The organism is Mesorhizobium calcicola, from assembly GCF_042682105.1.
In the GTDB taxonomy this organism is placed as follows: Bacteria; Pseudomonadota; Alphaproteobacteria; order Rhizobiales; family Rhizobiaceae; genus Mesorhizobium; species Mesorhizobium calcicola.
Map to the genome: position 1 here is coordinate 20,011 of NZ_JBHUGY010000072.1, position 24,819 is coordinate 44,829.

12 protein-coding genes are annotated in these 24,819 nt (G+C 62.0%); 5 read left to right on the forward strand and 7 right to left on the reverse strand.

The annotated features are described in order from the left end of the window. The first annotated feature begins 578 nt into the window (after positions 1 to 578). From ACFSQT_RS35825 to ACFSQT_RS35835, 3 genes are all read left to right on the forward strand, one after another. Positions 579 to 2,546 carry an HsdM family class I SAM-dependent methyltransferase gene (locus ACFSQT_RS35825; protein ID WP_379026758.1) on the forward strand — a complete coding sequence of 656 codons (1,968 nt, stop codon included), beginning with the start codon at positions 579 to 581 and terminating at the stop codon, positions 2,544 to 2,546. A 115-nt stretch (positions 2,547 to 2,661) separates the two neighbouring features. Beyond that, complete coding sequence (locus ACFSQT_RS35830) at positions 2,662 to 4,119, forward strand: hypothetical protein (RefSeq protein WP_379026759.1); 1,458 nt, start codon at positions 2,662 to 2,664, stop codon at positions 4,117 to 4,119. Positions 4,120 to 4,709: 590 nt separating this feature from the next. After that, positions 4,710 to 5,138 carry a hypothetical protein gene (locus tag ACFSQT_RS35835; RefSeq protein WP_379026760.1) on the forward strand — a complete coding sequence of 143 codons (429 nt, stop codon included), beginning with the start codon at positions 4,710 to 4,712 and terminating at the stop codon, positions 5,136 to 5,138. Positions 5,139 to 5,337: 199 nt separating this feature from the next. Here the strand turns inward: ACFSQT_RS35835 and ACFSQT_RS35840 are convergent, their stop codons facing one another. Then, positions 5,338 to 5,877 carry a hypothetical protein gene (locus tag ACFSQT_RS35840; protein WP_379026761.1) on the reverse strand — a complete coding sequence of 180 codons (540 nt, stop codon included), beginning with the start codon at positions 5,875 to 5,877 and terminating at the stop codon, positions 5,338 to 5,340. A gap of 784 nt (positions 5,878 to 6,661) precedes the next feature. Between ACFSQT_RS35840 and ACFSQT_RS35845 the strand changes: the two genes are divergently transcribed. After that, on the forward strand, positions 6,662 to 8,347 hold the full coding sequence (locus tag ACFSQT_RS35845) for a tetratricopeptide repeat protein (protein ID WP_379026762.1): 1,686 nt from the start codon (positions 6,662 to 6,664) through the stop codon (positions 8,345 to 8,347). A 9-nt stretch (positions 8,348 to 8,356) separates the two neighbouring features. On the opposite strand, the gene ACFSQT_RS35850 is transcribed toward ACFSQT_RS35845, so the two are convergent. Next, positions 8,357 to 9,043 carry a D-lyxose/D-mannose family sugar isomerase gene (locus ACFSQT_RS35850; RefSeq protein ID WP_379026763.1) on the reverse strand — a complete coding sequence of 229 codons (687 nt, stop codon included), beginning with the start codon at positions 9,041 to 9,043 and terminating at the stop codon, positions 8,357 to 8,359. A gap of 186 nt (positions 9,044 to 9,229) precedes the next feature. Between ACFSQT_RS35850 and ACFSQT_RS35855 the strand changes: the two genes are divergently transcribed. Further along, positions 9,230 to 10,288, forward strand: a complete 1,059-nt coding sequence (locus tag ACFSQT_RS35855) for a D-TA family PLP-dependent enzyme (protein ID WP_379026764.1) — start codon at positions 9,230 to 9,232, stop codon at positions 10,286 to 10,288. Between the two features lie 220 nt (positions 10,289 to 10,508). On the opposite strand, the gene ACFSQT_RS35860 is transcribed toward ACFSQT_RS35855, so the two are convergent. From ACFSQT_RS35860 to hutU, 5 genes are all read right to left on the reverse strand, one after another. After that, positions 10,509 to 11,273, reverse strand: coding sequence for a heme ABC transporter permease (locus ACFSQT_RS35860; RefSeq protein WP_379026765.1), 765 nt, complete (start codon positions 11,271 to 11,273; stop codon positions 10,509 to 10,511). Positions 11,274 to 11,383: 110 nt separating this feature from the next. Beyond that, complete coding sequence (locus tag ACFSQT_RS35865; protein ID WP_379026766.1) at positions 11,384 to 13,165, reverse strand: glucan ABC transporter ATP-binding protein/ permease; 1,782 nt, start codon at positions 13,163 to 13,165, stop codon at positions 11,384 to 11,386. A gap of 493 nt (positions 13,166 to 13,658) precedes the next feature. Then, positions 13,659 to 22,256 carry a glycoside hydrolase family 94 protein gene (locus ACFSQT_RS35870; RefSeq protein ID WP_379026767.1) on the reverse strand — a complete coding sequence of 2,866 codons (8,598 nt, stop codon included), beginning with the start codon at positions 22,254 to 22,256 and terminating at the stop codon, positions 13,659 to 13,661. 268 nt (positions 22,257 to 22,524) lie between these two features. Next, complete coding sequence (locus ACFSQT_RS35875) at positions 22,525 to 23,112, reverse strand: HutD/Ves family protein (RefSeq protein ID WP_379026768.1); 588 nt, start codon at positions 23,110 to 23,112, stop codon at positions 22,525 to 22,527. A 12-nt stretch (positions 23,113 to 23,124) separates the two neighbouring features. Further along, a complete protein-coding gene (hutU, locus tag ACFSQT_RS35880; protein ID WP_379026769.1) occupies positions 23,125 to 24,795 on the reverse strand; it encodes a urocanate hydratase in 1,671 nt (556 codons plus the stop codon). Positions 24,796 to 24,819: the final 24 nt, after the last annotated feature.

Consider the following 24,819-nt stretch of genomic DNA (forward strand, 5'->3'; position numbering starts at 1 on the left):
TGCGTCCTACGAAAACTGCTGTGGTAGGGTAAGAGTTGCGATAACGTCCAGTCTGACGCGCATGGCCACCGTTCAGGAGGTGGAACTACAGTGGGGATCGAGCTGACGTGCATGAGCGAGAAAAGCACGCGCGGCAGAACGTCGATCTTCCCCAAATCTAATGTCCCAAGACGGCGAGGCGGAACCGCGTCGGCCGCCTGGACGCGAAAATGATTCCGATATGTCCCGACCGATTCTCGCCACGCGAGATATTAACGAGAAAGCCGCTGGACGTCGGCTTCTGCTTACTATTGCCCTCTCCGTTGATGATGGTCGTCGTGTTCATTGTGCTCACTCCTTGTTCCGAGTGGCAAGCGCGCCATGCGCGCGGGCACAGGCCACCATGGCGCGTTCGGTGCAAGAAACTGGAGCCATAGAACCTGGCGCGTGCCTAAGAACTGGACAGCCAACCTTAGCGGACTTCCCCAAAATGGGCCCTAGTCTGACAAAGCAATATCCAATTAAATCTAATATTTAGATGGTTAATTGTTCCGAAAGCTCTCCGGCGTAACCAATGTGCACGTACGGAGATATTAATCGTGAATGAATGGGGTTTTGCGGCCGAGGTCAGCAAGTGGTGGGAGCAGACCGCCGCTGCCAATCCGGCGTGGCGATTTCACAAGGTGAAAGTTGAGGAACATGTACCGGGCAGCAGGCAGAGGAGCGACCTGATCATACAAGGGGATCAAGCGGCGCTATGTGGAGAAATTCGGCTTCCTGATCACGCCAATCCCTCGCCGCTCGATTTTGAAAATCTCCGAGATGCCGTGTCCAAAGCTCTGGCGCACGGATGCCGATGGGCGTTCACGTCCGATGCTAAATCGCTCTACCTGATCGACACCCAGCAAACCGGCTCCCTCATTACAAAGATCGTTCACAAGGAGGTGCTCGGGGAGGCCTTTCTCCGCGAAGAGCTTGATGATCCTATCGTTCTCACACGGATGTCCAAGGCCTGGGTAAGTGCGCTTCACGATCTTGCCCCTATCATTACCGGGCTCTCGAAACCTGCCGGAATGGCTCCTGATGAGCTCTTTGTCGAAGCCTTGCGCGAATTGATGACTGCTCCCGTCGCAGCGATCCGAGATGCGATGCATGCGCAGCGCGCATCCGATCCTGCATTCCAAGGCGCATTGATTCAATGGATGGTAGACGAGCAAGGATGGACGCACGATCCTGCTAAATGGGAAGCCGAAGTTAATCGCGCCGCAAAACTGACAGCTTATGTCTTCGTTACCCGCTTATTGTTCTATGAAGCATTGAGGCGATCAAAGCTTGGATTAGAAGCGCTGTCTTTACCTGCACCTCCTTCCACCAATGCAAAGCTGGCGGCCCAGATGCTAAGCTTCCAATTCGGGGAGGCTCGACGAATCTCCGGAGACTACGAGACCCTATTTTCATGGGATCGTGTTTCGCAGTATGCATTCATAGCTGATAGCTGCGTGCCGTTCTGGAGGAGGATGGTGGAGCACATTGAGCATTTTGACTTAAGTACTATCGATCACGACATACTCGGAAGGCTCTTTGAGCGCTTGATCGAACCAAATGAGCGATATGAATGGGGTCAACACTATACGTCCTCGGACGTCGTAGACCTGATGCTCTCTTTTGCTCTGCCGAATGGTGAAGGAAATCTTCTTGACCCTGCCGCCGGCGGCGGGACATTTCTCGTTCGCGCTTATACGAGAAAGAAGGCGCTCTGCCCAACGCAGTCGCATCAAGATCGCCTCACCGAATTGTTCGGTGTGGACGTGTCTCATTTCGCGGCCACAATCGCGACGGTCAACCTTGCGGCGAAGCAGCTGGAATTTGAGAATAACTACCCGCGCGTTGCGACGAAAAGTTTCTTCAGCATCGAGCCAGGCGACAAGTTCATGCAACTGCCGCTGGATGCCTCCGCAGAGCCGCGGGAGATGGTCACCATCGCCCTGCCTGCGATGCGGGCAGTTGTAGGAAACCCGCCCTATATCCGCATCCACAAGCTGGGAAAGGAGCGTCAGGCGGAAGTTGCCGGCGTGCTTGGTAAAGGTAGTCGCGTGCGGTCCCCTCAAAAATTGCCAAAATCCGCGAACTACCATGTCTATTTCTGGTTTCATGGTGCCCAGTTTCTCGAGCCGGGAGGCTACCTGGCACTTCTAACATCTGGCGAGTGGCTCGACAGCGACTATGGTGCGCCGCTGCAGGAATGGCTTCTCAACAATTTTGCGATTGAAGCTTTTATTGAAAGCGGTGCAGAGGCTTGGTTTTCCGAAGCGCGCGTTGGAACTGTGGTAACAATCGCTCGGCAATGCTCCGATAAGGCAACGCGGGATGAAAACACGGTGCGGTTTGTTACACTGCGTAAGACCGTGCGCAACCTGATTGGACTGCACGATTCTGCGATCGAACATATGGGAGCGGTGGACAGGCTCCGCGATCGAATTCTAGCCCTAAGTGGAGATGGTGAGGGAGCGGATATGGACTGGAGTGCGGTCTCGCAAAGGCAGTTGCGCGTATTGGGCGCAAAATAGGTCCGCGATGGTGAATTCGTCCGACATCACAGACTCTTTAGCATTGGATGATCACAGCCCTGCCGTCGGCTATGCAGGATCGGCTTGGCGAGCTCGGTTCTTACGCGCCCCAAAGATGGCTTTGCAACTCGCCGTGCGGGAGGACTTTGTCCCTCTGCATACATTTGCCACCGTGAAGCTCGGCTTGAAGACGGGGGCGGATGGGTTTTTCTTCGTCGAACGCTTGCCTAATCCAAGTTCTGGCGGGGAGCTTTTGTCCCGCCGCGGAATTATTCTAGTGGAAGGCCAAGATGGCTGGCGTGGGGAAATCGCGTCTGCAGACTTGCGTCCCGCTATTCTCAATCCCCATCAGCTATTCGTCGGCGACACGCGGCTCTTCGCTATTTCGAAGGACACGAAGCATCTATACCTGTGCCCGCAGTCAGGCAGGCTACGTCACGGATTGGCCGAGTATGTGCGTCTTGGTGAGCTAATCGGGATCCACCAGGGCGAGCTTGTGCAAAGTAACGGCAGTGACGCTGGCTGGTACGTGCAGGTTCGCTCCTTGGTCACAAGCGAATGGGTACTCCCCTACAATTCTGCCTATGACTATGGGGCCTGGCACAATCCTCATGCGGCGGTTCTGAACGGCCGCTTCGTGGGGGCGGAGCCGATCGACAAAAACAATTCAGAGCTTATTGGCGCCGTGCTCAACAGCACGTTTGCGGCGATGGGCCGCCTTATTGAAGGTGTCGCAACTGGCGTGGAAGGAGCCTTTGACGTTGGCCCGCCCGCCGCTCGCAAAATCAAGGTACCTGATATTCGTCTGTTCGACGAGCAAGGACGAAAATTGGTGCTGGCTGCCTTCGAAGCGATCCGAGAGAATGGTGAGATGCTGCCATGTCCGTCGCGAACGGGGAACGTATTGCAGCTCAGGCGCGACCTCGATAGCTCGCTACTCGTCGCCCTGGGAATGTCTCGCGGCCTCGCCGCCGCCTTTCTCGATCCGCTATATGCCAGCTACGGCAGATGGCGCGGCAACATCGAAGATGTTGAGGCCCAGATGCGGGTTAACCGCCGCCAAATGAATGTCACGGGGCTAAATCGAAACCAGCGCCCTGCGGAAACAGCCGGCAAGCGCGTGTGGGAAGAATTGGAACATCTAGTCTCTCTTTTCCCGCGCGCGTTTTTGCCAAACGAAGAGATTTTGGAGTTGGTAAACATCCCGGCAGGCGCCTCGATCCAAGTGTCGCGCCCGCTTTTTGAAGAGGGAACGATACGAACGAAAACCAAAGCCGTAGATCTGAAGTCGTATGAGCGGGTGCGCTATGTGTCGATGTTGCGCCAACTCGGCTTGGTCGGAAACATTGAGGTGCCAACCTCCGCAACCAAAGCGGCGGCGATCGTCGAACTCTTTGAGAAGGAGCAGCGACGCTTCCATGAACTGGCGTCTGAAAACGCGGCAAAATACGTTTCCGGCAAGGAGGCCATTTCAGAGGTTGTAGAAATTGCTAGAAGACACTGGTTCCAGGCTTGCCGAAAGAACGCCCTTGCCGCGCAAAAAACCGTAAAATCGTCTCGCAAATTGAATTAAAGTGCGTCGCGTCAAACGGATTCATGCGACGCGCTCTACGTCCACAAACGACCGCTTTCCAGAAAGTCAGAATGACTATGGAAATTTTGAGGGTTCTCACAGTGGCTTGTAAACGGACACCAAGTGCAGAATTCTATTTGCCGATGAGCTGTCGTATATCGCTCGTCACACTCTCATCGGCTAAGCCTACGTTTTCGACAGTCACTAAGTTCGGCCTGCATCGGCGTGTTCTCGTATACAGCGCCCTGAAGTAACCTAACAAGGACGGCAACGCTGGGAAATTACGAATGTCCCGCATGTGGCGACGTTTGCACCGAAGTTGGACGTCGCCAAAAGCTGATTATCGCTCGCTCAATAGTGGATTTCCGACTCAGCGTCTACTCGGACCGTAGCCGACAGTAAAACACCGCCCTCCTCGATAGTGGAGTTTGGCGATGTGGCGGTCTCCCTCAAACATTGCTTTCCTGACGGATGGTCAGCCTACTAGGCTGGGCGCCTGCATATCGCGCCGCGTTGCAACCGGCTACCGTTGATCTTCAAGGGTTTGCTGCGACACTTGGCGAGTCGATGCAACATGGGATGCAACATAGATGGCTCTGGACTACCACTTCCAAACGATCGGCTTCATTTTGAAGGACTTACTCGATCACGGGCTTCGAAAGGTCAACTATTCGGCCGAAAATTCCATGGAGGTCATGCTTTATCGTGCAGGTGATGAGGACGAAGTTCACGCCACCTTCAACGATGTCCTTCACTGGATGATCGACGAAGGTTTGATCCGAACCGATAGCATTCAAGACGGCGATCCATGCGATTACTTCAATGGCGTGCAGCTCACATCGAAGGGAATTGCAATAGTCCAAGCCAAGCCACCGGAGGGATCCGACCTCGAGTACTCTATCGTGAAAACGATCCAGGAGCCGCCCAAGGGAGGCCTAGGCGCCGACGTCTATGCTAAGATTGGGTCTGCAGTCGGCGGACTTCTTGGCGGTTTGGCACAAGCAATGGGTGGCGGATAGCCCGCCTCGTTCCAAGCGGGCTTCCTTATGGCTTTCAGCTTCGCTGCGCAACTAGACGGCGTCGTACTGCGGGACGATGCGCCAACCGCTTCCGGCCGAGCCCTAGATACGGAATTTCACTAGCCTTGCGTACCGCGTAGAGCTTGTATTCTTCGATCCCAAGGTTTCGCTTGCTGTTCCGGAATGGGCAGAGGTGACATCAGGCCGGCGTCCGGGCCGCCGACGGAGGCCACCGAAACAGCGGTTCGGCGTTTACTCTGCTCCGTTGCTCCTCATTGAGCCAAACAGCCCATCTGCCTACCGAAACGGTGTATCCACGCGGCGCGGCGGCTTCCGCCTGCATCGTGGAAAGATTGAAGTGTCGCGGCGCAGAACGGCTGTCTCCCGGCTCGCGACCGAGCCTGATAACGGGCTCGTTGCCAGCGATCGTCACTATACCTGGCCTGGATCCGTCATCATCAAATCCTTGACCGGAAGCCGGATCTGGCATCTCGACTTCGAATATCCATTTCGATCCGAGGCTGATGCAGTCGTTGTGGCTATTGATCACCGTGATATGTGGCACGTCCTGGTCTGACGGTCGAAGGACTGCCAGAACTGCGAGATCGTCGCCGTCAGGGCTAATGAAATGCGACAGCACAGCATAGGCCGGTCGTTGCTGCCCGTAGCTCAGCACCATCAGCTCGCCCTTCTCGCAATCCTTGAGAAGCCCAGCGCGGAACGGATTAATCAGCTGCATTATGTCGGCTCCTTGCGCGAATGAGCCAACCATGATCGGTCAATGGCATCGGTCAAGCGGAATCGTCTAGTCAGGGGAGAACGAAGCTAACCGACGGTGAACTCTTGCCCGGCGTTCACGACGTAAAGAACTTGGAGGAGCGTGCTAACGCGCGCTATCAGCAAGGCACCCGTGCAAGAGTTCGACACCGTCGAAATTATCCAAAAACCGAATCTAGTGCCCTACGTTGTCCATGAGCACCCGCAATTCGGGCTGAGGCGCGACCCAGAAAGTTCGAAAAGCTTCCAGGAACCCCAGCCACATATTTCTCGAAAACGGCCCGATTTACCCGTCCCGGAAATCCTGCAGCGATGCAGGATGCGAAAGCCCCGCGCCTCTGATGGCTTGCGAACATGCTCCGTTGAATTAAATTAGCAGTAACGCATAAAAAGGCTTACAATTCAGACAGCCGGCACTGCCCCCCCCTCGCAAGCCGGTTAGGCTCGGCGCCAGTCCCCTCGATACCCCCCCGACGCCGGGCCGCTGGGGCGAGCGGATGTTTGAAAGACGACAGGAAGTCCAATACCTCGCCATCGGTGCGACGGGATCTTGGAAGCACTCCTCGTCCGGCAACAAGATCCTTCAGGCCTGCCAATAGCGCTACCGTGGCGTTCCGATCTCGTCCGTATCGGAAGAGCATTGGGTCAAACACCTGTAGTTCCATCCTTGCGCATTTCAGCACACATTGATTGCGAATGAATCCAATACTGGCTCGCAGGACGGGCCAGGACTTGCGCGAGAATCCATGGACCGCTTCAACCTCGGCAGCTACCGCCGCCCCATCTCCACCCGCTCGGCGGAAACCCAGCGCTGGTTCGATATCGGCCTGAACTGGTGCTACGGCTTCAACCATGAAGAAGGCATCAAGTGCTTTGAGAGGGCGCTGGAGACGGATCCCGGCTGCCCGATGGTGCATTGGGGCATCGCCTATGCCGCCGGGCCTTTCTACAACCTGACCTGGAAGGAGCATGGCGAGGCCGAGGCGAACAGCGCGACGAAGCGTTGTTTCGAGCATGTCCGGCTGGCGCGTGCCGCTGCTGCTTCCGCCAGCGAGATCGAAAGGCGGCTGATCGAGGCATTGGCCTGCCGTTTCCAGAAGCCGCACCGGGTGACGCCGCCGGAATTCGAGCAGTGGGATGACGCCTACGCCGCCGCGATGCGGCTGGTTTACCAGAGCTTTCCCGACGACCACGACGTGATGGCGCTGCTGGTCGAAGCGCTGATGATGCGCACGGTGCGGCGGCTTTGGAACCTCAAGACCGGTGCACCGGCGCCAAACTCGGACGTGGTCGAGGCGCTCGCGGTTTGCGAGCGGTCGATCCAGCTCGCCGACGAGGCCGGGATCGCACAGCATCCGGCGATCGTCCACCTGCACATCCATCTCTTGGAAATGTCCACCATGCCGGAACGCGGCATGCGCTCGGCGGATCAGCTTGGCGAAATGTGCCCCGACGCCGGGCACATGAACCATATGCCCGGGCATATCTATGTGCTGTGCGGCGAGTATGAGAAGGCGAAGCTTGCCAGCGAAAAGGCGGTTCGCGCCAACGACCTCTATCTCGCCTATGCCGACGAGCCGACCTACTACCTGCTCGGCTGCTGCCACGACCTGCATCTGATGATGTTCACCTGCATGTTCCTTGGCCAGTCCAAGGCGGCACTGTGGGCCGCCGACAAGGTGCGCAGCCTGGTGACGCGCGACGTGGTCAGCCTGCCCGACCGGCCAAAGCTCACCCAGACGGTGGAAGGCTACCACGCCATGAAGTCGCATGTTGAGGTGCGCTTCGGCCGCTGGCGGGAGATCATCGACGAGCCGGTGACCGAAGAGCCCGGCCTCTATGTGCTGACGAGCGCCATGCAGCATTACGCCAAGGGTGTGGCGCATGCGACGCTCACGCATTTCGCGGAGGCGGAACGCGAGCGCGAAAAATTCCACCGGCATCTGGAAGGCATTCCTGCCGAGCGGCGCTTCCTCAGCAACCCGACCCGGGCCTCGCTGGCAGTCGGCGCGGCTCTTCTCGACGGCGAACTTGCCTATCACCAGGGCCGGCATGACGAGGCGTACGGCCATCTGCGGCAAGCGGTCGAACTTGACGACAATTTGTCCTACACCGAGCCATGGGCGTGGATGCACCCGCCGCGCCATGCGCTGGCCGCGCTGCTTCTCGACCAGGGCCACGCACAAGAGGCCGAACAGGTCTATCGCGACGATCTGGGCCTGAGCGGCAAGGTGCAACGCTGCGCCCAGCATCCGAACAATGTCTGGGCGCTGCACGGGCTGGTGGAATGCCTCAAACGACGCGGCGAGACCGAAGAACTGCCGGCGCTGCAGGCAAATCTTGCCAGGGCGCTGGCCAAGGCGGACGTGCCGATCAGCTCGTCGTGCCTGTGCAGGACGAGCGTACAGTCAACACCAGGCTGCTGTCATTGAGCCCCGAACTTACCCCAGCCACTTCTCATAGTCGGACACCAGCAGGTGCACCGGGGCGACGTCCTCGTCGATGTTGGAGAAACGGCCGATCGGCTCGCGAAAGACGTTGTCGGTGAGATCGTCGTTGACGGTCGACACCTCGCCGATCAGCACATCCTTGCCTTCGGCCCAGAAGGCGTGCCAGACGCCGGGCAGCAGCGTGACGCTCTGACCCGGGTCGAGCCTCAGGAGCCCGCCCGCCGGCAGCCTGTGGATGGTTCCGTCGACAGGCACCGATACTTCGGCCTTGGGATCGATGCCACCGTCGCGATCGTGCATGAACAGTTCCAGCACCAACTTGCCGCCGCCACGGTTGATGATGTCCTCGGCCTTGATGTTATGGCGGTGCATCGGCGACAGCTGGTCCTTGCGCGAGATCATGATCTTCTCGGCATAGAGCATGCCCATGCCCTTCTTCATGTCCTCGTAGCGGCCGTTGCGAACGGTGAACAGGAACAGGCCGAGTTCGTCGAACTTCTCCTGGCCGTAATCGGTGATGTCCCAGCCGAGCCGCGAGGTGAACACGGCCGAGGAATCGATCTGGCGCGCCTTCGCCTCCTGCGGCGACCAATAAGCGAAGGGCGGCATGATGTAGCCGAACGAGCGAATGAAAGCGTCGGCTTCGCGGATGATGTCGTTGATGGCGGAGCGTTTCATGATCATGGTCCTTCGTGTCGATTTTTTCGACAAATCGCATAGCGGAACGCCGATGCGGTGTCGATTCAACTTGCCGCCCAGCTCCGCCTTGCGCCTTGGCATGGACCACCGATCCGCTGCGCTGGCCGCGTGACATCGCGCGCTTTCAGGGTCATAACCCTGCGGATTTCCATGGGATGACAGACGATGCCGACCATCCACGATCTCGATACGCCATCGATCCTGATCGACGCCGCGCGCGCCGAAGCCAACATTGCCCGCGCCCAGGCCCATGCCGACAAGAACGGGCTGAAGCTCAGGCCACACATCAAGACGCACAAATTGCCCTATTGGGCGAAGAAGCAGGTTGCGGCCGGGGCCGTCGGCATCACCTGCCAGAAGATCGGCGAGGCCGAGGTGATGGCCGACGCCGGCCTGACCGATATTTTTCTTCCCTACAACATCCTTGGGCGCGCCAAGCTGGAGCGGCTTCTGGCGTTGCATCGTCGTATCACCCTGTCGGTGACGGCGGACAGTCTGGAGACCATCGAAGGGCTGGCCGCCACTTTCACCGATGCCGGTCATCGTCTGCCGGTGCTGGTCGAGTTCGACACCGGCATGGGCCGCTGCGGCGTGCAGACGGCGGATGAAGCGGTTGCGCTGGCAAGACAGATCGACAAGGCCGGCGGCCTCGCCTTCGGCGGGCTGATGACCTACCCGGCCGCCGGCCGCGCGGCGGAAGCGGAAGCCTGGCTTGCCGACGCCAGGCAGGCGCTGGCCGCCTCGGGCCTCGCCTGTGACCGCATCTCCAGCGGCGGCACGCCGGACATGTGGCGCTCCAGCGCGGCATCAGTCGTCACCGAGTATCGCCCTGGCACCTACATCTATCTCGACCGCTATCAGGTCGCCAAAGGCGTCGGCACTCTCGACGATTGCGCGCTGACGGTGCTGTCGACGGTGGTCAGCCGTCCCACAGCAACGCGCGCTATCCTCGATGCCGGCAGCAAGGCACTGTCCAGCGACACGCTGGGGCTCGCCGATTTCGGCGAGCTGCTGGGCGTTTCGGGGGCGCGGGTAACGGGCTTGAGCGAGGAGCACGGCACTGTCACGCTTTCCGACCATGCCAGGCTGCGCATCGGCGAACGCGTGCGCGTCGTGCCCGACCATTGCTGCGTGGTGACCAATCTGTTCAACGAGGTCAATCTGATCGACGGCGACAAGGTGCTGGAGACGCTGCCGGTGGCGGCGCGCGGCCGGATGGGGTGAGCGCCTCTTTTGAGACGCTGGCAGGACAGCACCCCCCTCTGGCCTGCCGGCCATCTCCCCCGCAAGGAGGGAGATTGGCAGCCTTGCCATCGGCTCTCACTTTACAACGTCTGTGATTGGCGAAAGCAGAAACGACATCCGATCTCCCCCCTTGCGGGGGAGATGTCCGGCAGGACAGAGGGGGTGGGAAGAAACTCCACCGGAGCAGGGTTGATCCTGATCAGCCTGCCTGCCGCTCAGCCTGCCGGGCCGCGACGCGGCGCATCGCAATAACCCGGCGGCGGCGGATTTCGGTGCGCATTGCCATCAGGTGCAACGCGAAGAACAGCGCGGTGAAGCCGAGGGCCATCACCAGCAGCGGCCACAGCAGGCTGGGATCGATGGTCGGGCCGCCGAGCCTGAACACCGAGGCCGGCTGGTGCAGCGTGTTCCACCAGTCGACCGAGAATTTGATGATCGGAATGTTGATGAAGCCGACCAGCGTGATGATGGCGGCGGCCCAGGCGGCGCGGCTGGCATCGTCGAGCGCACGGGTCAGCGCGATGATGCCGAGATACATCAGGAACAGCACGAAGACCGAGGTCAGCCGCGCGTCCCAGACCCACCAGGTGCCCCACATCGGCTTGCCCCAGATCGAACCGGTGATCAGCGCTAGCGCGGTGAAGACGGCGCCGATGGGGGCGGCGGATTTGAGCGCGACGTCAGCCAGCGGATGCCGCCAGACCAGCGTGCCGAGCGCCGAGATCGCCATCAGCGTGTAGCACATCATGGCGAGCCAGGCGAAAGGCACGTGGATGTACATGATCCGAACGGTGATGCCCTGCTGGAAATCCTCGGGGGCGGCGAAGCTCAGATAGAGCCCGACGGCAAGGACAAGTGCCGCGATGGACGCCAACCATGGCACGATCTTGTCCGCCAGCCCGACGAAGCGCGTCGGGTTGGCAAGATCCATCCAGCCGGTCAGGCGTGAAGTCGTGTCGCTCATGCGGCTCTACATAGACCGCCGGCGCGTCTGGGGCAATCGAGCGGCGGTGTCGCAGGCGAGATAGCGCCTTTCCTTCTCCCCCAGGGGGAGAAGGCAGAAGCGCCACCTGCTCAGGCGGCGGCTTCCTGCTGTTGCTGCACGGTGCGGCTGAGGCGGCGAACCTCCTCGTCGTTGAGCAGGCCACCGGCGCGCAGCAGGCTGGCAAAGCGGCCATTGCGCATCGACAGTTCGGCGAAGCCGCCCATTTCGACCACCTTGCCCTTGTCCATGAACACGACCAGATCGGCGTCGCGAACGGTGGTCAGGCGGTGGGCGATGATGAAGGTGGTGCGGTCGCGCCGCAATTCGTCGATCGCTTCCTTGACGCGGTCCTCGGTCTCGACGTCGAGAGCGCTGGTCGCCTCGTCGAGCACCAGGATAGGGGCGTCCTTCAGCACGGCGCGGGCAATGGCGATGCGCTGGCGTTCGCCGCCCGACAGCTGGCCGCCGCGTTCGCCGACCGGCGTGTCGTAGCCATTGCTCTTGGACAGGATGAAATCCTGCGCGGCAGCCGCGCTGGCGGCGGCATGGACTTCGTCATTGGTCGCGTCAGCCCGGCCGACGCGGATGTTGTCCTCGATCGAGCGGTTGAGCAGGCCCGCATCCTGGAACACGGTGGCGATCGAATGCCGCAGCGACTTGCGGGTCACGCTGCGGGTGTCTATGCCGTCGATCAGGATACGGCCATGGGACGGCGAGAAGACGCGCTGCAGCAAATTGATGAGCGTGGTCTTGCCGGCACCCGTCGGGCCGACGATGGCGACCGTCTGGCCGGCCTGGACCTCGAACGACACGTCGTCGATGCCCTGGCCCGAATTGGCGAATTCGAACCCGACATTCTCGAAGCGGACATGGCCGGTGACGTTGGTGAGATCGCGCAAGCCGTCCGGCTCGGCGGCGTCGGCCGCGGAGTCCTCGAGATGGTAGAAGTCCTCGAGCTTGGCACGGGCCTCGGAAATCTGGTTGGCGAACGCCGACATCTGGTCGAGCCTGGCGATCAGCAGCGTGGCAAAGCCGGTGAAGGCGATGACGTCGCCGATGCGCAGCTGGCCATGGGTGACCAGGTAGGCGCCGATCAACAGCACCACCATCATCGAGATCGTCGACGACAGACGGTGCAGCGCATTGGCCATCGCCCACCAGTCGAGCACCGGATTCTGCGCGTCGAGCAGGTTCTTGACATAGCGGCGCAGCGTGTCCGCCTCGTGGCCGAGGCGGTTGTAGCTCTGCAGCACGGCGACATTGGAGACTGAGTCGGTCACATGCGCGAACACCTGGTGGTAGTGGCGCTCCACGGCGGCCTGACCTGCCTTGGTCCGCTTCATCACCAGCCGGCCGATGCCGACATAGAGCACGCCGAGGGCCAACAGCACCATCGACATGCGCAGATCCATGCTGATCGCGGTCGGGATCAGCAGGAACAGAGCAACCGCCGTCGACAAATGCTGACGCATGAATTCAAGCCACAGGCTGAACAGCGTCTCGACCGCGCGCAACAACGTGTGCAGGGCATTGGAGGTGCCGCGCTGGTGATGCCAGGCGAGCGGCATGGTGATCACGCGCTCGAATGACTCGCAAAGCACCTCGCTGCGCCGCTTGTGGGCAAAGCGATCGGCGCCGCGCGCCACCAGGACGAAGGCGACGATGTTGAAGGCACCCAGGCCAGCCCACAGGGCAAGCGTGGCAAACACCGAGCCGCGTTCGGAAATCGCATCGATCACCCGTCCGAACATGATCGGCTCGAGAATGGCGATGATGGCGAGAGCGACATTGGCCGAACAGATAAACGCGACGCGTTTCCTGTCCGCGGCTAGATAACCAAGCGCTCGCCAGTAGATTTGCAGAAGGGTCACCCCGGTTACTCCGCCATGCTGTTTATTGTGCACTGCATCATTTGACTCGTATCGGTTGATACGTCGCAAAACAATGGCCGTGTACCTCTTCAGTTCCCTCAGAGCGAACAAAAGATGGCGACGTTCCGAAATCTGCCGTGATCACCTAACGGTTTGAGAAGACAGGTAAAATGTCATGCATGCGGCGAAATCATGGCAGCTGGCACGTGCTGCCACAAATTTAATCAGCAACAATGTCGGGCGGATGACCAAGGCCGAAATCGCCCTGTGCGCAGTATAGCGCGAAACTAGGCGGCCTTGCGCGCGCTCCAGACGACGGGACGCGACGTCCCGACCATAGGACACATCAAGCCTTTGATTTTACTTGTTTCCCGGCGGCTATCTGCCGGGGCGGATGCAAACGCCGGGCAGCACGGCGCCTTTCATCCTGTCGTGGTCCCGAAAACCGCCCCCGGGCTTGAACCCGGGAGCATGCTTTTTTGGGCAAAATGCCTCAGGCCGGGATTCTGATGACGACGTCGGAGACTTCGCCCTCCTTCAGTTCGACCGCCGAAGCCTTGGTCTTTGTCCCATTCAGCTCCAGCGAAACCGCCTTGGCCTTGTTGTCGCGGATGACGCGAACCCTGAGTTCGGCTCCCAGCATCTTGAGGGTCGCCGAATATCCGTCCCAATGGCCGGGAAGTTTTGGCTTGAACTGAACACGCTTGCCGCGCCGTTCGATGCCGAGAATCCCTTCGACTGCCGCCCTGTAGAGCCAGCCGGCCGAGCCGGTGTACCAGGTCCAGCCGCCACGGCCGCCCTTGTTGTTGCCGGCATTGCCGTCCCCGGCGTAGATGTCGGCTGCCACGACATAGGGCTCGACGCGATAGTGCTCGGCCGAGGCCTCGTCGGTCGCATGGTTGACCGGGTTCAGCATCGAGAAACAGCGATAGGCCTCGTCGGTCCGCCCCATCTCGGCGAGCGCAATGACGAACCATGTGGCGGCGTGGGTGTACTGGCCGCCATTTTCGCGAACACCGGGCGGATAGCTCTTGATGTAACCCGGGTCCTTGTCCGTCTTCGAGAAGGGCGGCGTGAACAGCTTGACGATCCTGAGCTTGTCGTCGACGAGCAGTTTGGTCGCCTGCCCCATCGCCGTCGTCGACCGTGCCGGATCGCCCTCTCCCGAAAGCACACTCCAGGACTGGGCGATCGAGTCGATCTTGCACTCCTGCGAGTTGCGCGATCCCAATGGACTGCCGTCGTCGAAGCTGCCGCGCCGGTACCATTCGCCGTCCCATGCCGTGCTTTCAAGCGCCCGCTTCAGCGCATCGGCATGCTTTGCCCAGGCTTGCGCGCGCTTGGCATCGCCTTCTGTCTTGGCGACGGCAGCGAAGTCGCCCAGCGTCTTCAGCAGGAACCAGCCGAGCCAGACGCTCTCGCCCTTGCCGTTCTCGCCGACGCGGTTCATGCCGTCGTTCCAGTCACCGCCGAGGATCAATGGCAGCCCGGCGGGACTGCTGCGCTTGATGGCCAGGTCGAGCGCTCGCGCGCAATGGTCGTAGAGCGATGCCGTCTTCTTCGAAATTTCCGGGGTGAAGAACGCATCGTGCTCACCCTCGCCCAATGCCTGTCCATCGATGAAGGGCAGGTGCTCCTTCAGGATGGTGGCATCGCCGGTGACCAGCAGGTAGCGCGCCGTGGCGTGGGCCAGCCAGACCACGTCGTCGGAGATCAGCGTGCGCACGCCGGCCCCGGTGCGCGGCAGCCACCAGTGCTGCACGTCGCCTTCGGGGAACTGCCGCCGCGCGGCGTTGAGTATCTGGTCGCGCGCCAGTTGCGGGTCATGCGCGAGCAACGCCAGCGTATCCTGCAACTGGTCGCGGAAGCCGAAGGCACCGCTTGCCTGATAGAAGGCGGAGCGGGCGCGGATGCGGCAGGCCAGGCTCTGATAGGGCAGCCAGTGATTGACCATGGCGTCGAGCGCCTTGTCCGGCGTCTCGACCTGGATGGTGTCGAGAAAACCGCGCCATTCGCGCTCGTTGTCGGCAAGCCGCCGGTCGAAATCCTTGACCCGGTGCTCCTCCACCAGGGCGCTGGCTTCCTCGACGGACTCGGCGTCACCAAGCAGCCAGAGCAGCGTCACGTCGCCGCCGGCCGGAATCTCGACGTCGCGGGCAATCGCCGCGCAGGGATCGTCTCCTGCCTCGACACGACCCGACAGCGCCGCGCCGCTCAGCACCGCCTGTGGAAGCTCGCTGGAACCATGCCGGCCGAGGAACTCCGAGCGGTCGGTGGTCACCGAATGGACACCGCCGTCGGCGGCAAGGAAGGCCACCCGCTCGCTGAAATCGAGCCCGTAAGGGTTTTGCGCCAGCAACGCTCCAGTGGCGGCGTCCCTCGACGGGACGATGGTTGCCGCCGTGCGCGACCGATGCCCGCCGAGCACCCATTCGGCATAGGCATAGATCCGCAGCCGCGCCGGCACCGAACCGGAATTCTGGATGCGCAGCCGCGAGATCTTCACCGGGTCAATCGGGTCGACGACATGGGTGAGGTCCATCGACAACGGCCCGCGCTTCGAGCGGAAGGTCGAGAACCCCTGGCCGTGCCAGGCCTCGTAGGTCATCGCGGGATCGCGCACCATGGCGGCGAGCGGCGAGAACGCCTTGCCGCTGGCCTGATCGTAGATGTAGAAGCCCTCGCCCGGCCGGTTCGAGACCGGATCGTTCGACCACGGCGTCAGCTGGTAGTCGCGGCTGTTGCGGCTCCAGGTGAAGGCAGCCCCCTCGGCAGAGGTGTGGAAGCCGAACGAAGCGTTGGAGACGACGTTGATCCACGGCTGTGGTGTGGAGCGTCGGCCAGCCAGCCGCACGACATAGTGCCGCCCGTCGCCGTCGAAACCGCCAAAGCCGTTCCATTGGCTGAGCCCGTTTCCATCGGTGCTGACATCCGCCACTGCCAGAGAGGCGTGCATCACGGGCACCGGCGACGGCAATTCGCGCGGCACCGGCAATGCTGCCGGCTGCAGGGCGTCGCGCGCCTGCAGGGCCGCTGCCTCGGCCCGCTCGATCTGGTCGAAGATGGTGCCGTTGCGCGTGTGCAGGACCACGCGGGCGACAGCGAGCAATGTCTTATAGGTGGTCTCGTCCATCAGGTCGCGGCGCACCGCGAAAATGTGCTGGCGAGGGCCGAGTTCCTTGCCACGCAGGCGGCTGTTTTCGCACAACGTCTCGACCGCCCGCTGCAGGTCCTGGACATAGGAGGACGCCTGCTCGTTGACGACGACGAAGTCGATCATCATGCCGCGGGTGCGCATGTATTCCTGGAAACGCAGCGCCTGGGCGACGATTTCGAGATCGGCGACGTCGCCGATCCTGACCAGGAAGATCGGGAAATCGCCCGAAATGCTGGTCGGCCACAGGCTCGACTGCTTGCCCAGTCCCGAAGCGATGGATTCGGCCGGAAGACGCAGGAACGGATCCGGATAGATCAGATAGCGCGCCAGTTTCTGCACATTGGCGGCATCGGTCAGGCTAAGGCCCATATGGCGCGTCTGCACCTGGCTGCGGGTCCAGGCGAGCATGGCCTGGCGGGCAAAACTCTCCGGATGGTCGAGCCGGGCAAGGGCCTCTTCCAGTTCGGCGCGGCTGGCACCGACGACGGTCCAGAAGGTCAGCGATATCTTCTTGTTGGCGGGCACGCGCACCTGGCGGCGCAGCGCGGCGACGGGATCGAGCGTGAAGCCCGAATGGCCACCAAGCCTGGCGCCCGGATCGAAGGCGGCCGCGTCGACGATGGTGCGGCCACGGCCGATGAAAGCGCGCCTGTCGGTCTCGGCTTCGGCATCGCGCGCCGAGCCGGACGGATCGGTGACGAAATGCACCATGGCGATATCGGGCTCGCTGGTCTCGCGCTTGCGCCGCACGGCGAATATCTGCGCGTTGTTCGATGCGATCTCGGTCTCCACGAACATCTTCGAGAAGGCCGGATGCGCGTTGTCGGATGCCTCTAGACCGAGCACCAGTTCGGCAAAGGACGTCACTTCGATGTGACGGTCGGACGGCCCGTCATTGTAGAGCGTGACCCGACGGCCCTCGCCATTGCCTTCCGAGATGACGATGCATTCGACCTCGGAGCGCAGCGTGCCCACCGATTTGACGAAGCTCGCCTTGTCGTCGGAGAACAAAGTCTGCGCCTTTTCCTCGGCCGCGCGCTTCGGCTCGGTCGTCGCCGACCACCAGTCGCCAGTGCCGGCGTCACGCAGGAAGATGTAGGAGCCGAGCCTGTCCTCGGTCGGGTCCGGCTGCCAGCGGGTGACGGAGAGATCGCCCCAGCGGCTGTAGCCCGAGCCGGTCGCGGTGACCATCACCGAATAGCGGCCGTTCGACATCACACTGGTTGAACGCAGCGATCGCGACGGATCGAGCACGATGCGGGTGTCGGGGCTCTCGACTTCGGTCTCGTCCTTGGAGCGTTCGTCGGCCTCGGTCCTGACGGTCGCGGTCGGGATGTCGCGTGGCGCCCTCTCCTGCAGCAGCAATTCGGCCGATTCGATGACCGGATCACTGTGGAAGCGATCGCGCATACGGCCTTCGAAGATGGCGTCGGCGACCGCGACGATCGACATGCCTGAATGGTGGGCCATGTAGTTCTGCACGACCACATGATCGGTGCCTTCCGGCACGCGCTGCGGTGTGAAGTCGACGGCGTCATAGTAACCGTGGCGGCCAAGCGCGCCGATCTCCCGCAGCCGGGCGAGATTGTGCACGGCTTCGCGCGGGTTGAACTGTGCCGCGAGCACCGTGGCGTAGGGTGCGATCACCGTATTCTGGCCAAGACCGCGCTTCAGACCGAGCCCAGGCACGCCGAAATTGGTGTACTGGTAGGTCAGTTCACGATCGCGGGCGTTGTAGGCCGCTTCCGAAATGCCCCACGGCACGTTCTTCTGGCGGCCGTACTGGATCTGGCGCTTGATGATCAGCTTGCTGGTCTGGTTGAGAATGCTGCCTTGCGCTTCCTTCATCACCAGCGGCGGCATCAGATATTCGAACATCGAGCCGGACCAGGACATCAGCGCGCCCTTGAAACCGATCTCGACGATCGGCCGGCCAAGCCGGAACCAGTGCTCGGTCGGCAGATCGCCCTTGGCGATGGCGAACAGGCTGGTCAGCCGCGCCTCGGAAGCCAGAAGGTCGTAACAGCTTTCATCGAGCTGGTGTTCCTCGACCCGGTAGCCGATCGACAGCAGCTTGCGTTCGGGCCGCATCAGGAAGGAGAAATCCATCTCGAAGGCAAAGCGGCGCGTGCGCTCCCGCAAGGTGAGCAGCTTGGCGCGCAGCGCCTCGACGGCATTGTCGTCGCTGTGCGCGTCGTGGACATGCGCCTCGCAGGTGGCCTCGAGCCTGGCCGCCCAGTCGACGATGACGTCGCTCTGTGGCGACGCCGCCTCGGTGTGGATGGCGGTCGCGAGCTTGCGGATCTCGCCGGCCAGTACGGCCAGATTGATGGTGCGGATCGACGCCATTTCCGGCTGCGCCTTGATGGTGTCGACCGCGCGCCGCATGCCGTCGAGACGGTCGGCGAGGCGTTGGCGCAAGGGCCGCAGCTGGCGGCGGTCGTCAGGCAGCTCGTCAAGGCTCTCGCTGAGGATGGTCACCGTGTCGAGAATGCCTTCGAAATCGCCCTGGAGATGAACGGAGGGTGCTTCCGCCCACTCGGCGCAAGCTGCCGCCACCGCCACCAGATGGCCGGCAAGATTGCCGCTGTCGACAGCCGAGATGTAGAGCGGATAGAGCGGCTTCAGCGTCGTCGTGTCATACCAGTTGAAGAGGTGGCCGCGATCACGCGGCATGCCCTCGATCGTCGTCATGGTGGCGTCGATACGGGTGATGGCGTCGGACAGGCTGATCCAGCCGAAGTCGCGGGCAGAGACGACGGACAGCAGGTAGACGCCGATATTGGTCGGCGAGGTGCGCGGCGCCACGACCGGCGCCGGGCTTTCCTGGAAATTGTCCGGCGGCAGATTGTGATGTTCCGCGGTCACGAAGCTTTCGAAATAATGCCATGTGCGCCGCGCCACCGTGCGCAGTGCGTGGATATCGGCTTGCGATATGCGCAAGCGATCCTCGGTTTCCGCCGAACGGCTGATCCAGCTGGCGATGGCCGGCGAAGCGATCCAGAACAGGGCGAAGAAGAAGGCGACGAAGGTGCCGGTGGAATCGGCCAGCACCGGAATGGCGAGGCCGACGAAGCCGATGATCACGGCGCCATACATCATGCCGTAATAGGAGCCGAGATCGTTGTCGCCCGCCTTGTGCGCCTGCGAGGCGGTGCGCCATTCCAAGAGGTTCTGGCGGCTGAAGAACAGCCGGTAGAGCGTGCGGATGATGGCATCGCCCATCATCCAGGCGTTGTGCGCCATCAGCACGATCTTGAGCGCCACCATGGCGGTGCCGAAGGCAACGTCGCGCGCGAGCGCCGAAAAATGGCCGCGTGGCGTCTGGTCGCCGCTCTTGGGCAGGATGGCGTTGACGATATCGAATGTCGGCGCCATGAACAGGCTGAGGATCAGCAGGGCCTGCCATTGCGCGGCCTGCGTAAAGGGCAGCAGCGTCCAGCCGGCGATCGCCGCCATCACCCAGAAGATCGGCGTCAGCGAACGGCGCAGATTGTCGATCATCTTCCAGCGCGACAGGGCCGGCACGCCGGAGCGCGGATCGAGCATGAAGCCGAGAAGCTGCCAGTCGCCGCGGGCCCAGCGATGGTGGCGAGAGGCGTCGACCGAGTAGCGGGTCGGATAGTCCTCGACCAGTTCGACGTCGGTGACCAGCGCCGAGCGCGCCAGCGCGCCTTCCAGAAGATCGTGGCTGAGGATGGTGTTTTCCTCGATGCGGCCCTGCAGCGCGGCCTCGAAAGCGTCGACGTGATAGAGGCCCTTGCCTGTGAAGGAGCCGTCGCCGAAGACGTCCTGATAGAGGTCGGACACGGCAAAGACATAAGGGTCGAGGCCGCGATTGGCCGAGAAGACCCGCTGGAAAAACGACGCGTCGTCGCCGCTCGTCAGCGACGCGGTGATGCGCGGCTGCAGGATCGCGTAGCCGGCCGTGACGACGCGTCTGGCGGCATCGAAATGCGGACGGTTGAGCGGATGGCAGAGCTTGCCGACCAGGGTCGCGACCGCGTCGCGGGTGGTGCGCGTGTCGGCATCGAGCGTCATCACATGGACGACGTTCTCCGGCAGCGGCACGTCGAGCGGCAGGAATGTGGTGTCGCTGTCGCCGCGCAGCAGAAGGTCGAGCTCGTGCAGCTTGCCGCGCTTGCGCTCCCAGCCCATCCAGGATCCTTGCGCCGCATTGAACAGCCGGCGCCGGTGCAGGATGTAGAAACGCGGCGCGCCTTCTGAGGGGTAGCGGGCGTTGAGACGAGCGATCTCGTTGCGGGCGAATTCGAGGATTTCGGTATCGGCCGCATCGATCTCGGTCTTGCTGTCGGGCCAGTCCGACAGCAGCGCGAAATGGATCTCATCCGCCGTGTTGGCGAGATGATGCACCTCGATATTGCGGATGTTCTCCTCGACGTCGTCGCGTGAGCCGATCAGCGACGGCACCACCACCAGCGTGCGCGCCTCGGGCGGTACGCCGTGCCTGTAATCATAGCCGACGAGGCGCGTCGGTTTCAGGAACAGCGATACGACGGTGTTGAAGAAGGCGAGCGCGCCCTCGCTGGCCGGCACGGCAAACAGCGCCAGCATCAAGACGATCGACGGCACCGACAGGCCGAGATTGGCCAGCGCGTTGCCGGAGAGGACGAGAAGCAGGGCCGTCAGCGCGAAGACCGGTACGACGATGCCAAGCCATCCGGTCTTGCGGAAGGCACGCTTGGCCGTCTGGCTGATGGTCGGCCGGTAGCCGATCGATTTCTCCAGTTCCAGCCGGCGTGGGCCGACGAGAAAGAAACCGACATCGGTGTGGGCGGATGCGACCGGAACGGCATCGACTTCATCGTCGCCTGGCATGGTGTCGCTGGCTGCGTGGCCGGCCAGCTCGATGGCCTTCTCGGCGACGCGATATTCCGAAAGGTCGGAGCGGCGCGCCAGTTCCTCGATCGCGGTCCGGTACTGGTCACGCGAGAAGAAGTCGAGCGCCGCGAAATCGGTGCGTTCCCGTAGCACGGTGTCGATGCGGCTGACGCCTTCGAACCAAACCGTCCAGTCGACGTCGTTGATGAGGCGCAGGCCGCGGATGATGTTTCCGGTCGTCACATTGCCGCTGGACAGCGTGTGATGTTCGGAAATGATGATTTCCTCGGCGTCGGAGCCGGTCTTTTCGAGCTCGCCTTCCAGCCATTCCAAGGCCTTGCCGGCATTTTGCGATCCATCGCGCAAGCGGTAGAGCAGCTGGGTGGCGAAGGTGGTGTCCTGTGCGTGAGCGCTGAACTTGGACAGGATCGCCTGCCGGTCCGGGCTGTCGTCGGTCGCCAGAACCTGGTCGGCGACATCGTTGGCGATCTGGCGCATCTGCCGGGTGCGGTTGACCCTGACCGCCAGCCGGCGGAGATTTTCGATCAGGACGAAGCGCAGAAGCGACGGCAGCGCCCAGAGTTCACCGATCTTCAGCGGCTCGACCGACTGGAAGCCCTGGACGATGGACTTGAACATCGTCGCCGAGACGGAACTGTCGGAATGCGCCACATAGGTCCAGGCCAGCGCCAGCGCGCGCGGCACACTGCCGCCATCGGGCAGTTTCAGGCTGGGCAGCTGGCGATAGAAGCGACGCGGCAGATCGCGTTTGACCTGGAAAATGGTTTCTTCGACCAGGTAATTGTTGTCGAGCAGCCACTGCGCCGCCGGCGTGATGGTCTCGCCCCTCGCCTGCGCCGCATTGGTCGAGCGGTAGACTTCCAAAATCCTCTTGGCGCTGTCGCGGATACGGGCCTGAAAATCGAACGGCGTCAGGCCGAACAGATCGGTGAGATCGCCCTTTGCCAGGCTTTCGCCAAGCAGGCGAAGACGCTCTTCGGGCAGGAAATTGGAACGGATCGGCTCTTCCGTGATGGCCGGGAAGCTCGCGCTCGTCTTCTCGATTTGGGCAGGGGTCGTCTGAATATTCATTGAAAATTCCGTATGCGGCACTGAGCGGCGTCACCGCCACGGCAATGGCCCTAAAACCGATTCAAATGCAATTGGTTGCATTAGTCCCACTTGCCGAAAGTTTGTTTCCGCACCACGACAGGGCGTCATCTCTCGGCAAAAGTTTCAACGACGATCGCCCCTGTTCCCGTCAAGCGCGATCGACGGAGAGGATTCAGGCTTTTTCGTGATGCCGCCAGCAGCTTACGCTATATTTGGCCGACACCGCGATCATGTTTGGAAACAAGCGTTAATCGTTGCCGGAGATGCCGCCGATCCGGATCACGAACAGTGTCGTGTCATGGACGGACTGGATAAAGAGGCTGGCGATGTCCGGGCCGGGCAGCAGCGTGTCGAGCGGCCCGAGGTGAACCGGCTCGGTGCCGGGTACGGTGACGTCGCCGTTCAGGCACAGGACGAGGGTTGTCCCGGTCGCCGTCCTGATTTCCACAGGGTTCGAAACCACCAGGCGTTCGACCGAATGCGTCATCCGGCCGCGGCGGGTCATGACATTGAGGTCAGTGATCGGCCCGCCGATCAGCTCGGCCGCGGTCGGCACGTCAGCCGGGAAGGAAATCGGGTCGGTCGCCCTGGTGACCGATATCGGCGCGCGGCCAGCAATATCGAGCTCGATGCCCTCGCCTTCGAGCACGGCAAGCGTGCGATCGATACCGGCAAATTGCGAGAATGGACCGCTGCCTTCGACGCGCGCCATCGAGACGCGCCAGTCGAAGTCGTCGAGCCCGGCGCCTGCGGGTGAGACAACGACTTCCGTCGTCACCCCGCCGCCGTTCTTCCACGGCATCGACCGGTATTCGGCTGCCCGCAGGACGCGCATCGGTTCAGCCAATCACCCGAGGATGCCCGGCAGGTTGAGCTGGTGCTGCCTGGCGCATTCGATGGCGATGTCGTAGCCGGCGTCGGCGTGGCGCATGACGCCGGTCGCCGGATCGTTCCACAACACCCGCTCCAGGCGCCTGGCCGCTTCGCGCGTGCCGTCGGCGACGATGACCATGCCGGCATGCTGCGAGAAGCCCATGCCGACGCCGCCGCCATGGTGCAGCGACACCCAGGTGGCGCCCGACGCGGTGTTGAGCAAGGCGTTGAGCAGCGGCCAGTCGGACACCGCGTCCGAGCCGTCCTTCATCGATTCCGTCTCGCGGTTCGGCGAGGCGACCGAGCCGGAATCGAGATGATCGCGGCCGATCACGACAGGCGCCTTCAGCTCGCCCTTGGCCACCATCTCGTTGAAGGCGAGGCCGAGCCTGTGCCGGTCGCCGAGGCCGACCCAGCATATGCGTGCCGGCAGGCCCTGGAAGGCGATGCGCTCGCGCGCCATGTCGAGCCAGTTGTGCAGGTGGGTGTTGCCGGGCGTCAGTTCGCGCACCTTGGCGTCGGTCTTGTAGATGTCCTCCGGGTCGCCCGACAGGGCTGCCCAGCGGAACGGGCCGATGCCGCGGCAAAACAGCGGACGGATATAGGCCGGCACGAAACCGGGGAAAGCGAAGGCGTTCTCGAACCCTTCCTCCTTGGCCACCTGGCGGATGTTGTTGCCATAGTCAAGCGTCGGCACGCCGGCGTTCCAGAACGCTACCATTGCCTCGACATGTTCGCGCATCGAGGCGCGGGCGGCTTTTTCAACTGCCTTCGGGTCGCTGACGCGCTTCTCACGCCACTCAGCCATCGTCCAGCCCTTCGGCAGATAGCCGTTGATGGGGTCGTGGGCAGAGGTCTGGTCGGTGACCATATCGGGGCGAATGCCGCGCCTGAACATTTCCGGAACGATCTCGGCCGCATTGCCGAGCAGGCCTACGGACTTCGCCTCGCCTGCCTTGGTCCAGCGCTCGATCATCGCCATCGCCTCATCGAGCGTCTCGGCCTTCTCGTCGACATAGCGGGTGCGCAGGCGGAAATCGATCGAATCCGGGTTGCATTCGATCGCCAGGCAGCAGGCGCCGGCCATGACGGCGGCGAGCGGCTGTGCGCCGCCCATGCCGCCGAGGCCGGCGGTCAGGATCCATTTGCCCCGAAGATTGCCGCCATAGTGCTGGCGGCCGGCCTCGACGAAGGTCTCGTAGGTGCCCTGCACGATGCCTTGCGTCCCGATGTAGATCCACGAGCCGGCCGTCATCTGGCCGTACATCATCAGGCCTTTCTTATCGAGCTCGTTGAATTTCTCCCAGGTTGCCCAATGCGGCACCAGGTTGGAATTGGCGATCAGCACGCGGGGAGCGTCGGAATGGGTGCGGAAGACGCCGACCGGCTTGCCCGACTGCACGAGCAAAGTCTCGTCATCGGCCAGCGTCCTCAAGGATGCAACGATGCGGTCAAAGTCGTTCCAGGTCCGCGCCGCCCGCCCGATGCCGCCATAGACGACCAGCTCGTTGGGGTTTTCGGCGACGTCCGGGTCGAGATTGTTCATCAGCATGCGCAGCGGCGCTTCCGTCAACCAGGAGCGGGCGCTGATTTCCGTGCCGCGCGGGCTGCGGACTTCGCGAATGTTGTGGCGAGGATTGTTCATGTCGTCACTCCATAAAGGATCGAA

What these genes read in the sequence shown, in the direction of transcription:
- ACFSQT_RS35830 (WP_379026759.1), top strand. Translation starts at nt 2,662, where the DNA reads ATGGCTTTGCAACTCGCCGTGCGGGAGGACTTTGTCCCTCTGCATACA.
- ACFSQT_RS35835 (WP_379026760.1), top strand. Translation starts at nt 4,710, where the DNA reads ATGGCTCTGGACTACCACTTCCAAACGATCGGCTTCATTTTGAAGGAC.
- ACFSQT_RS35840 (WP_379026761.1), bottom strand. Translation starts at nt 5,877, where the DNA reads ATGCAGCTGATTAATCCGTTCCGCGCTGGGCTTCTCAAGGATTGCGAG.
- ACFSQT_RS35845 (WP_379026762.1), top strand. Translation starts at nt 6,662, where the DNA reads ATGGACCGCTTCAACCTCGGCAGCTACCGCCGCCCCATCTCCACCCGC.
- ACFSQT_RS35850 (WP_379026763.1), bottom strand. Translation starts at nt 9,043, where the DNA reads ATGAAACGCTCCGCCATCAACGACATCATCCGCGAAGCCGACGCTTTC.
- ACFSQT_RS35855 (WP_379026764.1), top strand. Translation starts at nt 9,230, where the DNA reads ATGCCGACCATCCACGATCTCGATACGCCATCGATCCTGATCGACGCC.
- ACFSQT_RS35860 (WP_379026765.1), bottom strand. Translation starts at nt 11,273, where the DNA reads ATGAGCGACACGACTTCACGCCTGACCGGCTGGATGGATCTTGCCAAC.
- ACFSQT_RS35870 (WP_379026767.1), bottom strand. Translation starts at nt 22,256, where the DNA reads ATGAATATTCAGACGACCCCTGCCCAAATCGAGAAGACGAGCGCGAGC.
- ACFSQT_RS35875 (WP_379026768.1), bottom strand. Translation starts at nt 23,112, where the DNA reads ATGCGCGTCCTGCGGGCAGCCGAATACCGGTCGATGCCGTGGAAGAAC.
- hutU (WP_379026769.1), bottom strand. Translation starts at nt 24,795, where the DNA reads ATGAACAATCCTCGCCACAACATTCGCGAAGTCCGCAGCCCGCGCGGC.